13 protein-coding genes are annotated in these 13683 nt (G+C 40.7%); 5 read left to right on the forward strand and 8 right to left on the reverse strand.

Annotated features, from left to right (window positions below; all coding sequences use genetic code 11):
- Window positions 1-111 precede the first annotated feature (111 nt).
- Entirely contained in the window at window positions 112-1059 is a 948-nt protein-coding gene (locus tag ABJD64_RS17835) for a pyridoxal-phosphate dependent enzyme (RefSeq protein ID WP_348180901.1), read from the forward strand.
- Here the strand turns inward: ABJD64_RS17835 and ABJD64_RS17840 are convergent, their stop codons facing one another.
- Together ABJD64_RS17840 and ABJD64_RS17845 are read right to left on the reverse strand one after the other, a co-directional pair.
- Window positions 1060-1827, reverse strand: a complete 768-nt coding sequence (locus ABJD64_RS17840; RefSeq protein WP_348180900.1) for a S1/P1 nuclease — start codon at window positions 1825-1827, stop codon at window positions 1060-1062.
- Between the two features lie 31 nt (window positions 1828-1858).
- The gene (locus ABJD64_RS17845; protein WP_348180899.1) at window positions 1859-2083 is read right to left on the reverse strand and encodes a hypothetical protein; all 225 of its coding nucleotides are present in this window, start codon (window positions 2081-2083) and stop codon (window positions 1859-1861) included.
- A 492-nt stretch (window positions 2084-2575) separates the two neighbouring features.
- Here ABJD64_RS17845 and mfd point away from each other — a divergent pair, with 492 nt between their 5' ends.
- The 3 genes from mfd to ABJD64_RS17860 all read left to right on the forward strand — a co-directional run bounded on the left by mfd (window position 2576) and on the right by ABJD64_RS17860 (window position 7314).
- Window positions 2576-5935 (forward strand): transcription-repair coupling factor, encoded by a 3360-nt coding sequence (mfd, locus tag ABJD64_RS17850; protein WP_348180898.1) that lies wholly within the window; start codon window positions 2576-2578, stop codon window positions 5933-5935.
- 60 nt (window positions 5936-5995) lie between these two features.
- Window positions 5996-6580, forward strand: a complete 585-nt coding sequence (locus tag ABJD64_RS17855; RefSeq protein WP_348180897.1) for a DUF2867 domain-containing protein — start codon at window positions 5996-5998, stop codon at window positions 6578-6580.
- A 71-nt stretch (window positions 6581-6651) separates the two neighbouring features.
- Complete coding sequence (locus ABJD64_RS17860; RefSeq protein WP_348180896.1) at window positions 6652-7314, forward strand: hypothetical protein; 663 nt, start codon at window positions 6652-6654, stop codon at window positions 7312-7314.
- A 29-nt stretch (window positions 7315-7343) separates the two neighbouring features.
- Here ABJD64_RS17860 and ABJD64_RS17865 read toward each other — a convergent pair whose 3' ends face one another.
- The 6 genes from ABJD64_RS17865 to ABJD64_RS17890 form a co-directional block, all read right to left on the reverse strand.
- Window positions 7344-8099, reverse strand: a complete 756-nt coding sequence (locus tag ABJD64_RS17865) for a class I SAM-dependent methyltransferase (protein ID WP_348180895.1) — start codon at window positions 8097-8099, stop codon at window positions 7344-7346.
- Between the two features lie 137 nt (window positions 8100-8236).
- Window positions 8237-10438 carry a SulP family inorganic anion transporter gene (locus tag ABJD64_RS17870; protein ID WP_348180894.1) on the reverse strand — a complete coding sequence of 734 codons (2202 nt, stop codon included), beginning with the start codon at window positions 10436-10438 and terminating at the stop codon, window positions 8237-8239.
- A 332-nt stretch (window positions 10439-10770) separates the two neighbouring features.
- Window positions 10771-11490 carry a 3'-5' exonuclease gene (locus ABJD64_RS17875; RefSeq protein WP_348180893.1) on the reverse strand — a complete coding sequence of 240 codons (720 nt, stop codon included), beginning with the start codon at window positions 11488-11490 and terminating at the stop codon, window positions 10771-10773.
- Between the two features lie 20 nt (window positions 11491-11510).
- On the reverse strand, window positions 11511-12404 hold the full coding sequence (locus tag ABJD64_RS17880) for an MBL fold metallo-hydrolase (RefSeq protein WP_348180892.1): 894 nt from the start codon (window positions 12402-12404) through the stop codon (window positions 11511-11513).
- A gap of 15 nt (window positions 12405-12419) precedes the next feature.
- On the reverse strand, window positions 12420-12899 hold the full coding sequence (locus ABJD64_RS17885) for a hypothetical protein (protein ID WP_348180891.1): 480 nt from the start codon (window positions 12897-12899) through the stop codon (window positions 12420-12422).
- Window positions 12896-13423: an archaeosortase/exosortase family protein gene (locus ABJD64_RS17890; RefSeq protein ID WP_348180890.1), complete on the reverse strand. Its 528-nt coding sequence runs from the start codon at window positions 13421-13423 to the stop codon at window positions 12896-12898. Before ABJD64_RS17890 ends, ABJD64_RS17885 begins: the two co-directional genes overlap by 4 nt.
- Before the next feature lie 76 nt (window positions 13424-13499).
- Here ABJD64_RS17890 and ABJD64_RS17895 point away from each other — a divergent pair, with 76 nt between their 5' ends.
- Window positions 13500-13667, forward strand: coding sequence for a hypothetical protein (locus ABJD64_RS17895; protein WP_348180889.1), 168 nt, complete (start codon window positions 13500-13502; stop codon window positions 13665-13667).
- Window positions 13668-13683: the final 16 nt, after the last annotated feature.

A 13683-nucleotide genomic window follows, 5' to 3' on the forward strand; every position in this document is an offset into this window, starting at 1 on the left:
TTTTTGGGCGTGTTTATATAGAATTTATGAGATTTTCAACATCCTCATTTGTTCAAGAAGCAAAGTCCAAGGTTTTAGTCTATTTGCTAAACCGATTTTATATAAATAACTATGGAAATACCAAGTCTTAGCGACATCAAGCGGGCACATACCCGAATCACAAAATATATCGTACGAACACCAATCATGACCTCTCAGACTATCAATGATAGAATAGGAGGAGAGGTTTTTTTTAAGTGCGAAAACTTTCAAAAAGTCGGTGCATTCAAAATGAGGGGTGCTTCAAATATCATCATGTCCTATCGACCTGAAGAAAGGGTCAACGGATTTGTAACTCATTCATCTGGAAACCATGCTCAGGCCGTGGCATTAGCGTCAAAGGTTGCCGGCGCCAAGGCCTATATTGTGATGCCTGAAAATGCACCGCAGGTTAAAAAAGACGCGGTTAAAGAGTATGGTGCCGAAATCACCTTCTGCGAACCCACTGAAGAGGCAAGAGTAGCAGCTTGTGCCAAAATTATGGACAAAACAAACGCCATACAGGTTCATCCTTTTCATGATCCCAGGATCATAGCAGGGCAGGCCACTGCGGCCAAGGAATTTATTGAAGAGCATCCTGACCTTGATTATATGATTTCACCTGTGGGAGGAGGAGGTCTTGCAGCCGGATCGGCCTTGGCATTAAGCTACATCAGCCCCGCTACCAAAATGATACTTGCCGAACCGTCAGCTGTAGATGATACTTATCGATCTTTTAAGTCAGGAAAACTAACCGGTGTCACGAATCCGGAATCTATCGCAGATGGTCTGTTGGTCTCTGTGGGTGCGCTCAATTTTGAAATCATAAAGCAACACGTACAAGATGTCTATCGGGTAGAAGAGCAAGAAATTGTTGATGCCATGCGCCTGATATGGGAACGTATGAAAATCATAATAGAGCCATCTAGCGCAGTTGCAGTTGCAGCGTTGCTTAACAATAAGGAGCAGTTCGCCGGCAAAAAAACAGGGGTTATTCTGACCGGAGGCAATGTTCAGTTGAACAATTTGCCTTTCGAATAACTAACCATAAATCTCATTGAGAATACCCGCCAAACGGATTCCTGCTTTAAGCAGGCGTTCGTTTAATGTAGCGAGGTGAGCATAGTTGTAATCATATCTTAGTTTTCCATTTTCAGGAATATTGTACACTGACTTTCTATAGCTTAGCGCTTCATCTATCCAAACCATCAGGCCTTCACTTTGCCACTGTTTTATGTCAGCGTCAGATGCGTGGTCTATCCAAGCTACATATTCGGTATAGCTCAGTTGTTGATGATCAATCATTCCACTGTCCCAAACTCGGTGCAAATTTGAGTTCTGCCACATGAAATTCACTTTGACATCATTTCCTCCCATATCTTCCCCGTTTCCTACGTGCAAGGGCTGATGAATATCAGCAACCAAATGGATCAAATATTTCAGGTTTTCGATTTCAGCGTCATAAGTGAATCTTTTGGATTTCAATTCCTCCATTATTCGATTAATGGATTGAACAGCGTCGCTCTCTTCTGGTATTCCCGCCTCCTCGTAGGTCATACCATCAGGAATGGTACAATAATGCCATGGCGTCATGTAGTCATTTGTACTATCGGCCCGGATAAAATCCATGTAGTTGCCAATCATACCTAAATGTTCAGTGCCCAGAACGGCCTGGATGTTTTTCTTGGCTTTGGCTGTCAGGTGATTATAGGCGATTTGGCCAATGACACGATGACCCGTCTTTCCCCAGGAAAGGGCGGTACCATATGTAAATATGGTTAAACAGAGTAGTGCGAGTGCTTTTTTCATTTGAGCTATGTTTTCAACTTAGTTGGTGAATTTAATCGGATTCTTCCTTTAGTATGTCTTCAGCTTTGTTAAAATCACCTTCATTTATCTTGATCATAATTTTTGTGTCAAACGGATGACTACCAATGTAGTTATCAAGATTCTCCGATTTTTCGAAGCTACGCTCGAAAGGAATATGATGTTTTTGTAAAATTTCTATTAACTCTTCAGCTTCAAGAGGGTCGTAGTAAATACGGAAGGACGTCATTTTACTCATTGTGTTTTGATCGATATTAATAGAATGTGATCTCCTGACGCTCCTTCAAATGAATTTGCATCTCCTTATTTATATCTATGAATTGGTGAACCTGATTCTGATTTTTTCATAATTCTGCTCCATTAAAGCCAACTAGTGAATAACGAGAATTGCCTCGACGATACTCGTTATTTAGCTTTCAATTTACAAAAAAGGTGCTCTTATCCAACCAACGGTAGTAGAACAAGCACACCATTGATCTCTTTTAAAGTCTTAAAAAATTCAAAAAAACACAAAAAAATAGCACGCCCCGAAGAGAGACGTGCCATAATCACCAACCTAACCTTAAACAATGAATCGCGAGTGCGCGATCATGAATAGATTTATACTCTGCTTATGTAAATGTATTTGGGTATAAAAAAGTTCACAAAGGGTATATTTATTTCTTTTGCACGCTCTTTTTATTCTTCCTGCCCGTGGTTTTGATTTACTTTTGTGCCTTATTTTCAAAGTGTGAATCAAAGAGAGCTACTATCCTTATACAAATCCCAGGCGAATATTCAGGCGCTTGCTGAATCTACCAAACCCAACCAGCATAGCGTAATTCAACTGAAGGGTCTGGTTGGGAGTCTCGATGCCATCGTGGCCGCTGCTGCCTATCAGCTCAATCATCAGAATCATATTTTCATCCTGCACGAAAAAGAAGAGGCAGCCTACTTCTACAATGACCTGCAAAATTTATTGGGCGACAAAGAAGTTCTGCTCTTTCCATCGTCTTACAAACGCGCTTATGAATTTGAGGAAACCGAAAATGCAAACATTCTCATGCGCGCAGAGATTCTCAACCGAATCAATAATAAGTCATCGTCAGGCGAGCTTATAGTCACCTATCCCGAAGCACTGACTGAAAAAGTCATCAATAAAAAGTCACTGGTTCAGAATACCTTCACCGCCAAAGTAGGCGAGCAGGTAGACAGTGATTTTTTGAGAGACATCCTTTTGGCATATGGGTTTGTTCAGGACGATTTTGTTTATGAGCCCGGCCAGTTCGCCGTGAGAGGGGGTATTGTAGATATCTATTCCTATGCCGGTGAATTGCCCTACAGGATAGAACTCTTCGGAGATGAAATTGATAGCATTCGTACATTTGATCCGGAAAGTCAGTTGTCAAAAGACAATCTGAAAACCATCAATATTATACCCAATATCCAAACCAAACTGCTTGAAGAAACGCGGCAGTCCTTTTTGGATTACGTCCCGAATAATTCGAAAATTTGGGTAAAAGACTATCAAAACACGATGGACGTGTTGGAAAAGTCATTTGCTAAAGCAAAGGAGAGCTTTGACACGATTTTGGAGGCTAGCGGTGGTGCCAGTCTGGCCATGAACCCCGAAGAGTTGTTCGAAACCAGCGATTCTTTTCAGGAAGCCATTCATGACTATGTAAAGATCGAATTCGGAAATCGGTTTTATCTCGATAAGACCGAAGCTTATACCTTCGACACAAATCCACAGCCATCGTTCAATAAGAACTTTGATTTAATTGCTGAAAGCCTGGAATCTTTTCAGGAAAAGCAATATGCGACATTGATATCCTCCGAATCAGAGAAGCCGATTGGTCAGTTGACTTCTATTTTTGAAGAAATTAATCCATTTATAAAATTTGACCCATTGATCTTGGGGCTTAGGGAAGGTTTTATAGATAACCAGACGCAATTATCTTGTTTTACTGATCATCAGCTGTTCGAAAGATTTCACAGATACAAGGTGCGCAAAAAGCATTCAAAATCTAAAGCACTCACCTTAAAAGAATTACGCACGCTCAATCCGGGCGACTATGTAGTTCACATCGACCACGGTATAGGTAGATTCGCGGGCTTGGATATGGTAGATGTAAATGGCAACAAACAAGAGGCCGTTCGATTAGTGTATCGCGATGATGATTTGCTATACATTAGCATACATTCACTCCACAAAATCTCAAAATATAGCGGCAAGGAAGCTGGCCCTCCACAGGTGAGTAAGTTGGGTTCACCCGAGTGGGAAAACAAGAAGAAAAAAGTCAGTCGCAAGGTCAAGGACATTGCAAAGGAGCTTATCGCATTGTATGCAAAGAGGAAAGCTGCACCAGGATTCCGTTTTGGCGAAGACAGCTACCTGCAAGCGGAATTGGAAACTTCCTTCATCTATGAAGACACACCAGATCAGGGTAAGGCTTCAGAGGATGTGAAAATTGATATGCAAAAGCCTCACCCCATGGATAGACTCGTTTGTGGTGACGTTGGTTTCGGGAAAACTGAAGTGGCCATTCGTGCTGCGTTCAAAGCAGCAGTACATGGCAAACAAGCTGCCGTGTTGGTTCCTACTACCATATTGGCCATGCAGCACTACCACACCTTCAAGGAACGTTTGGCCAATTTTCCGGTTACCGTAGAATATATCAATCGTTTTCGCTCGACAAAGGAAATCAAAGATATTTTGGGTAGAGTTAAAGAAGGCAAAGTGGATATTCTGATTGGCACACACCGTATAGTCAACAAAGATGTTGACTTCAAAGACCTGGGATTATTGATAATAGACGAAGAGCAAAAGTTTGGGGTAAAAATCAAAGACAAGCTTAAAGAATTGAAGGTCAACGTGGACGCGCTCACACTAACGGCCACTCCTATTCCAAGAACTTTGCATTTTTCGCTTATGGGAGCACGAGACCTTAGTGTGATTTCCACGCCTCCTCCCAATCGTCAGCCGGTCACCACAGAAATTCATGCTTTTAGTGAAACAATGACCCGAGACGCCATCAGCTACGAAATACGAAGGGGGGGACAAGTGTTCTTCGTACACAATAGAGTCAGTGATATCGAAAGCATTGCCAATATCATCCACAAGCTGGTTCCCGATGCGCGTGTAGGGGTGGCACACGGCCAAATGGATGGTCCCAAGTTGGAAAAAACCATGCTAAAATTCATCGAGGGCGAATACGACGTTTTGGTTTCAACCAATATCATTGAAAGTGGATTGGACATTCCTAATGCCAATACCATAATCATAAACAACGCCCAAAATTTTGGCTTATCTGACCTGCACCAGATGCGTGGTAGGGTGGGCCGATCCAACAAAAAAGCTTTCTGCTATTTAATTACCCCGCCCACTTCTCATTTGTCTTCCGATTCCAGAAAAAGGTTGAGTGCCCTAGAAGAGTTTTCTGATTTGGGCGATGGGTTCAAAGTGGCGATGAGGGATCTGGATATTCGTGGTGCAGGCAATCTCCTGGGTGGAGAGCAAAGTGGCTTTATTTCAGATATTGGATTTGACATGTACCATAAAATTCTGGACGAAGCAGTCAACGATCTAAAAGAAAATGAGTTCAAAGATCTGTTCGAAGATCAGGCCGTTGATACGAAAGCTTTGGTTTCGGATTGCATCATCGAAACAGACTTGGAGATTCTGATACCGGAAGATTATGTGAAGAATATTACTGAGAGACTAAGCATTTACACCCAAATAGACAACATTAAGTCAGAGGCTGAACTCAACATCTTTGAACAATCTGTGCTGGACCGCTTTGGGAAAATACCAGAGTCGGTCATTGATCTATTCAAAACTGTAAAACTTCGCTGGCTATCCATCGACCTTGGATTTGAAAAGCTAATGCTGAAAAATGGTCGGATGCGGTGTTATTTTCCGCCTAAGGACAATGACGCGTACTACCAATCTGAAGCTTTTGGCCATATCATTAGCTACGTACAACAACACCCTAAAACCTATCAGCTAAAGGAGATAAAAGACAAGCTTATGCTCGTAATGGCTGACATTGAAACCATTGACAAAGCCGTGGAGCAACTCGACAACATATGGTCGAGTTCTAAAAAATAAGGCGTTTGTTTCGAATCTTAGATATCTCATGGTCGTTGATACATAAGTAAACAATCGACCATGAGAATTTCTATATCCTCCCACTCAACCCAACCCTGGAAAGTACATCAATTACTCAACGATTTTAGAATAGAGGATGCTTGGCAGCTGCCTATCAGTATAAAAGAAAGTGATAGCATCGATGATGTACTAAGCACTTTTGTGTTAGCCATTGGACAAATCGGGAAAACAGGCTTAGCAGGTCAGCTTTTCAAACTAAGAAATTGGTTGGGTAGGGTTTTTCATTGGGAAGAAGAAGCGCTTCCAAGAGAAACGGTGAAGCCTGGCTTAATCAAAAACCGCTATGCGAAGCTGGAAAAAATTGCGCCAGAAAATTTACCAAAAGGTGGTTTTGATCATTTTAATCTGGTCTATCAGCTCCCCACCGAATCGCTATTAGAAATAGAGAACAAAACTGTACAGGCGGCTGTTCATTTCGGAAAGGTGAAAAGTGAAAATAACTATAGTGCGCAAATGACTATTTATGTCAAACCTAACGGCTATTTTGGGCAACTTTATATGCTGATCATTAAACCGTTTAGACATTTTATTGTCTACCCAACGTTGCTCAAAGCTGTAGATAAGGCCTGGAGATGCACTCACTGAAACCCTCCATTATTCCATAAATACATCTGATGTAGTGATTTTGGCATTTATGATTAAAACCGATCATCTAAATGCTCAAAAAACTATTGCTCATATTCGCTGCCGTTGTTCAGTGGACTCATTCCACTGCCCAAGATTCAGGCTTTAAATTATATGGTCAAATACAGGACAAACAAAGTCATTCGCCAATTGGCTTTGTCCACGTCATAGGGTCAAGCGAGCAAGTCGTCTCGGACCAGTCCGGTTTGTTTTCCATTACGTTTCAAGTGGGTGATACAATCACTTTTTCACATATAAATTTCGACCGATATGCTGTTCGGATCACAGATTCAGGTAAACAGGCTCTGATTATCCTTTTATCACCAAAGGAAAACCTTATGCAAGAAATTATTATTCGCGACTATTTAGCAGAGGAGGACTTGAAGCGAGAAATTGTCGAACGTGAGGTGAAATATTCTGTTGAAGAAGTGAATGCGATAAATAATATAGCCTTTTCAACCGTATTATATAAGAAAGGTTATGTACCTGAAATGAACAGTTTAGACAATTTCAAAAATTACATGAAAGAGCCTCAGGGCATAACTCTCTTTTCTTCTAACCCATCCAAAGGACTAATAAGAAGCATAAAAAAATTAAAACAACAAAAGAACTCTTTTCGTCAGAGCGAATTGAAATTAAACCGAGTCAAAACGGACACGCTTTTGATCAATCAATTCTTAACTCCTACAAAGTAATACTAAATATGTGTGCCTATAAAGCACAACTATTTCTCAATTCTCCCCATTTTCATAAATATTGGAAAGGTGATTATTTTTGTTTCATGGTCAGGCCACACACTTTTCAGTCTTTCCATTAGAGCTGGTACCGGACTCTCACCTTCATTTTGCTCAATGTAATTTTGAACACATGACCATGAATTGAAATAACCTCTTAGATGTTCGATATTCCAGTGTGATTCTATGGTAAATGATTTTTTGCTAACAATAGGTTCAAAACTAAATGGGATTGTGCCGTAGCAGGAATCTATATGTCTTCGCTCGACATCCCAATAGGGGCCAACAATGTCTGAGTCAAATTCATTGATCAATTCGTCAATTTGATCATTTACTTTGAGCAACGCATAGCCCCAAATACTTATAATTCCACCGTTTTTTCCGACTCTTCTGACTTCTTGGTTGAACGCGTCAAAATCAAACCAATGAACGGCCTGCGCAACTGTGATCAAATCAAACTGGTTTTCACCAAAACTTGTGTTTTCAGCTCTTTGTAGTGAATAATTAATATTGTCACCTTGAGGAGCCTGTTTCATTTGGTTCTCGCTAATATCTGTCGCTTCTACCTGCTCGAAGTGTTTGGATAGCTCGGCGGCTACTTGTCCATTGCCTGTACCACAGTCCCAGCATTTTTGTCTGTGGTTCACGTGCTGCAAGATTTCATCATACAGATCGGGAGGATAATGAGGTCGATGGTTTTTGTAGGTTTCGGCCTGGATAGAAAACCTGTCAAGTGGTTTTTTCATCTGCTTATCATTTGTTCTTTAGTGATCAGGGGTTCCCGGTTGAAATCAATCCGCCTCGCCGATCAGCACTGAAGCTGCTAAATCATGGAAAATGCGGTTTCATGAACCTAACTATACTAAAAATACCATATCGCAAATTATTTAACGGTTGCCTTTAGTTCTCCGATGAAGTCAATCATTTTATAATATTCGCTCATTGGAGCCAAACGAAGATGGTCGCTAAAAATTAGAATCGCCTCTCCGTTGCTTTCAATATGGTTAATATTACCATTTTCAATCAGTTTTTTAAGACCAATATTTAGGAATCGATCCATTTCAATCTCGTCCTCCACTTTCACTAAAAACTTATTAGAAAATTCATGGTACAATTGATAGTCAATGTCACGATGCCCGTAAATATCCAGGTACTTTCCAAAAACGCTTACCTTTTCAATGGTAAATTTGGGGATTTTGAAAGGAAATTTGATCAAACCTAATGTTGTTTCAAACTCCTCAGAAGACATATAGGCACCCTCTTCAAAGGTAACATCAGCGATTTCCCAATAGACATTTTCCTTTGGCGTATACATCCTATTAAACTTGTATTCGACCGGACGTGTTTTGAAATAATAGAAGGTTTCAAAATAGCCAATGTCATCGTTGTGACTACCCTCGAAGATAAGCTGATTCGACTTCGCCAGTTCCATCAGTTTTACTTGTCGCCCGGTGAGTGGGTTCGGTGCCTTGGTAAATATTTTTAGAGCCGATTTGTTAGTAGACGAGGAAATGTGTCGATCCAATCCAGATATGGTTACTTCTCCTCCGGTGTAGGTATGGGTACGCTGAAAATCATAAACATTCTCCAGAATGGCATAGTCTACCAGCTTGGTATTGGAAAAATCTATTTTCACCGACGTAGCTGGTTTGATTTTGGCTATGAGTTTATCTATAGAAACCATCGTAAAAAAGTTGGCAATTCCTCGAACTTTCAAGACATACGAGCCATCACTTTTTGTAACCAGGTTAGATTTTGAATCAAAATTCATCTTTATGAATGAGGTCAATGGCATTTTCACCAATAAGAAGTGCGTGCCCCAAGCCAACAATAAGCCTCCGAATAACCCAACTAAAATATCCGTGAATAAGGTGATTAGCAGGGTTCCGGTAAAATATATCAGCTGCTCAATTCCATTTTCATACACTTGGCTGAATACTTTTGGCGATGCGAGTTTAAACCCGGTAAAGACCAAGATAGTGGCTAAAGCGCTCAAAGGTATCAATTGAATCAATGGACCAAAAATGAGCACAATAGCCAATAGAATAATGCCATGATATAAGTTGGACCATTTCGTCTTGGCATTGTTGTGTACATTGACGGTACTCCGAATAATGACCGTGGTGATCGGTAGTCCGCCCAACAATCCACAGGCCATCGTGCTTACGCCTATGCCTACAAGGTCTTTATTCAAATTTGTTTTTCTTTTGTATGGGTCCAACTTATCCACGGCCTTACTGCTTGCCAACGAGGCTATACTTGCCACCAGCGTGATGGAGGTCACCGATGTCCAGAAAGGTAAGGTGCCCATCTTACTAAAATTGGGGAAGGCAATCGCTTCCAGCAAATTGTCGGGAACACTGATCAACAAATGAGGCCCAAGCGCATATTCATTACCAAAAAATGTAATCGAGTGATCTTCAAAAAAGTTGAAGGCATACACAAAAGGAATGGAACAAACCAGTACCCACATAGGTGTTGGTAGTAGGTGAAAAAATTTGTAACTGATCCTGGAATGGTACATTAAAAGTAATATTCCTAATACCGCTATGACTGCAACAAAGGGGTTAGCTTGCTCCAGATGCTTGAAGGCATCTATCAAAGATTGGATAATGCCATCGGATGTGAGTTGGGTACCTAAGGCTACGTGGATCTGTTTGGCGATTATGATGATCCCAATAGCGGCCAATATTCCTCGAATCACGGAGGGGTGGAAAATATCCGCGAAGCGCCCTAGCTTGAGCACACCCATGACGGTCTGTATTGCACCGGAAATCACAACAGCAGCAAATACATAGTTAAGGGCTTGTCCGCTGCCATCGTCCAACAACTTTATGGAGCCAAGCATCACCACAATCAAAGCAGCGGCAGGGCCATTGATCCCCACATGGCTTCCTCTAAAAAAAGTAGTAACCACGCCTCCAATGATAGCGGAGAGCAATCCAGCCACGGGTGGCACACCGGAGGCCAGGGCTATGCCTAAAGCCAGCGGCAAGGCGACTAAGGCGACACTGATAGCAGCAATCAAATCACTCTGCCAATTCTCCTTTAGCCCTTCAAATCCTTGTTTCGGTTTTATTTCCATTAAGCTTAGATCAATGCGAGTGCCAAGTAAAGAATGTCTTAAACTATAACAGAAACGCTGGTTTACTTTTTCACAACCTTTAAAATAACGGAATTTGTCGAGACATTTTAATAGTTAGGCCGTTGTTCTGAAATAACTAAATTCAAATGAACAAAAAAACCCAGGCCTAACGGTCTGGGTCATCAATTTTGTGCGCATGAGAGTACTCGATCGAGCGGTGCATCGCCTCCACACCTGAAAGCACTACCACCTGAAGACAGCATGTTTACCAACGTAACCTCACCAGAATCCACAATATGCCAAAAATAAATTCCGCAGAGACGAAATCATTTCTAATTGACAAAAATGACATGATCTTCTGTTATCAATTCCAGCCCTTGAATTTTTAAATAAACCTGTGCTGTGGCCAATACGTCTCTATTGCAATACTCGGCTATTCGCTCCAAACCCTCTTCATGATAGTATACACGGTTGACATCGCTGCCGTCTATATCATCTTTAGGCGAGGGAATCTCAAATACTTCAGTGAGTAGAGCCAAAGAGGTATAGCTCTTGTAATCACCAAACTTCCACATTTCCATGGTATCAAGATGTTTAATTTCCCAGGGTTTTTTTCCTGCTATTTGGAGGTAGGGGGGCAGTGCTATTCCGTTGATAATCATTCGTCGGCATATGTACGGAAAATCAAACTCCTTGGCATTGTGCCCACAGAGTTGAATGCTGTTTTCATCCATTTTTTCGTGAAGTAGTGTTACGAACTCATTAAGCAATTCACTCTCATTGTCAGATTTGATTGACTTAATTCTAATATTAAGCTGTTCTTCTTTATCATAATGCAATATCCCCACAGATATACAAATGATCTTTCCGAACTCTGAGTAAATGGCTGCTCGATCAAAGTATAACTTGTCCAGAGGTATTTCTTCGTCTCTCCTTAAAAAATTACTTTTCTTTTCCCATAATGCTTGCATGCCAGGTTCAAGCGATTCGAAATTGGGTTGACCTGATACGGTTTCGATATCAAGAAAAACCAAGTTTTTTAGATTAGTCATTGCTAGAAAGTTTTTTTAAATCACTGTGCTTCTTTTTTTGTCCAATAGCGAACCAGCCCGGCTACGCTCATCCAGGACGGATTAGCCGCTTCATACAATTGTATAGCGGGCTCATCTAGACCGGCCTTGCGCAACTGTTCCGCTGTATACTTCATAAATAATGGAACCATTTCCTTATTAGTAAGTCCCTTAGCCATATGTTCTTTTATCCAGTTTGCCCAGGCCTCTAATATGTCGTCCAAGTCATTCAAGTGATCGTCAATAGACTCAATTTTATTGTAATGGGTAAGATACAGAGCCGAGGGTTTCGCTTTGCGCAAAATCGCAATCGAATCTTTCCATTGTTCAAGGTTGATATCCGGTGGTGGACAAGGAGGTACCACAGGTCCCTGATCTATTTTAACTCCTGCTACATCGCCTGTGAAAATAATATCCTCTATCTGCCAGGCGATGTGATGCTTGGCATGTCCCGGCGTATGCAAACTTTTGATTGCAAGTTCTCCAATTTTGAATACCTGCTGATCTTCCACTTGTATCAATTGATTGGCTGGGATCGGTTTCATTTCACCCCAAAGTTCTTCCATTCGATCCTGATAGATGCGCTTAGCGGATTCCATCAGACGCGACGGGTCTTCCATGTTTTTTGCCCCAAAAGGATGCAAGTAAATATGCGCTCCTGCTTCTGCCAAAGCCCAGGCAGCTCCAGCATGATCCAAATGTATGTGAGTTAAAAACACATGCTTGATGTCTTCCAGTTTATAGCCCAAATTCTCAACTCCGGCTTTGAGCTGTGGAAAAGTGGAGTGAGGGCCGGTCTCAATCAAAATAGGTCCGTCGGAGGTTGGAAGCAAATAAGAGGCTATGGCATGTTCAAGCTTCTGAAAATGGAGATCTATGAGTTCTATTTGGGGCATAAGAAATGGTTAAAATTATTTTTCGGCCAGACGTTTTGTCAAATCAGAGTATAAAATTCTTCCTCCTTCAATAGCTAACAATATGAATGGGAGGCCAAATAGTTTTCTAAACAAAACCCACGACATATTGGACAACCAGAATAAATCTAAAAACCTTCCCAGAAGGATTGATGCCAACAGAATAAAAATAAGTAGAGTCAAACCAATGATTAAGGAATTTCTAACCTTTTTCTGTTTTTTGAATAAAAAAAATATGAAAAGCACATGCAACAGGAAATATGTTGGATAGTATATGACCCAACCATACTGATATGGTTTCCACGCGTTCACATCTGATTGAAACAAATGTCGAAAATCATTGATATCTACACTAAAGGCCTCCAATAAATTAGATAAGAAATCAGCATAAAATTGTAGCACCCAAATTCTCAAAACCCCATAGCACAGAATAGCAACCAAAACAGCCATAGAGAGCGTTCTTTGAGAAATTTTCATCCTTTTGAACTAATTTGTTTACCAATTATGGAATAGTTGTTTAACCAATATCTCCAGATAAGAAATACTGCAGCGTAAACAAAAAACACATAGGTGTATTTGTGATTGAATTCGAACGTCTTTTGAAAGTAGTTGTAATTCAATACCAGTAGAACTTCACGAACGACGTTTATCAAAAACAAAACAATCAAGCCAACAGGAATAAATATAAGCTTATGCTTTATCGGACCAGGAAAACAAATAAAGAAGGCTACATATAGAACCATCAATTCAAGACCGTTACAAACATCTGCGACCAAGACCGATGATTTTCCATCTACATAGATCACATTTTGGACATTATAGGAGTCATAGCCAATTGCCTTAAGCACGCCCACGGTACTTCCAAGAAGCGCCTTTGTCAATATTGGATTGAAGTAACCATTAGGTAGGATATAGCCATAATACAATATCATCCAGATAAAGAAAATCACTACTGCTTTCATGATGAATGATATGGCTAACTTGTTAGCAATCAATGACATACCTTTAATGATTTTAGCTTAAATTGGAGTTTGGTTTGAATTTAACTAAATTGAGAATAACATATGTTTATTGACCATGAAAAATAAATTGATTCTTATCGGGTGTCTTATTACTCTATCACCTATGGCTTATGCCTCTTCTCCTACTACTCCTATTGATGGTGGGCTTTCTATCTTGCTGGCGATTGGCGCTGCCTTTGGTATAAAAAAAATCATCGATTCGAAAAAAAATCAGAGCGAATAGTATTTTCCTTTTTCAA

This window comes from Reichenbachiella sp., assembly GCF_039944555.1.
Taxonomy (GTDB): domain Bacteria; phylum Bacteroidota; class Bacteroidia; order Cytophagales; family Cyclobacteriaceae; genus Reichenbachiella.

Coding starts and splice junctions, on each gene's coding strand:
- ABJD64_RS17835 (WP_348180901.1), top strand. CDS start 112: ATGGAAATACCAAGTCTTAGCGACATCAAGCGGGCACATACCCGAATC.
- ABJD64_RS17840 (WP_348180900.1), bottom strand. CDS start 1,827: ATGAAAAAAGCACTCGCACTACTCTGTTTAACCATATTTACATATGGT.
- ABJD64_RS17845 (WP_348180899.1), bottom strand. CDS start 2,083: ATGAGTAAAATGACGTCCTTCCGTATTTACTACGACCCTCTTGAAGCT.
- ABJD64_RS17855 (WP_348180897.1), top strand. CDS start 5,996: ATGAGAATTTCTATATCCTCCCACTCAACCCAACCCTGGAAAGTACAT.
- ABJD64_RS17860 (WP_348180896.1), top strand. CDS start 6,652: ATGCTCAAAAAACTATTGCTCATATTCGCTGCCGTTGTTCAGTGGACT.
- ABJD64_RS17865 (WP_348180895.1), bottom strand. CDS start 8,099: ATGAAAAAACCACTTGACAGGTTTTCTATCCAGGCCGAAACCTACAAA.
- ABJD64_RS17870 (WP_348180894.1), bottom strand. CDS start 10,438: ATGGAAATAAAACCGAAACAAGGATTTGAAGGGCTAAAGGAGAATTGG.
- ABJD64_RS17875 (WP_348180893.1), bottom strand. CDS start 11,490: ATGACTAATCTAAAAAACTTGGTTTTTCTTGATATCGAAACCGTATCA.
- ABJD64_RS17880 (WP_348180892.1), bottom strand. CDS start 12,404: ATGCCCCAAATAGAACTCATAGATCTCCATTTTCAGAAGCTTGAACAT.
- ABJD64_RS17885 (WP_348180891.1), bottom strand. CDS start 12,899: ATGAAAATTTCTCAAAGAACGCTCTCTATGGCTGTTTTGGTTGCTATT.
- ABJD64_RS17890 (WP_348180890.1), bottom strand. CDS start 13,423: ATGTCATTGATTGCTAACAAGTTAGCCATATCATTCATCATGAAAGCA.
- ABJD64_RS17895 (WP_348180889.1), top strand. CDS start 13,500: ATGAAAAATAAATTGATTCTTATCGGGTGTCTTATTACTCTATCACCT.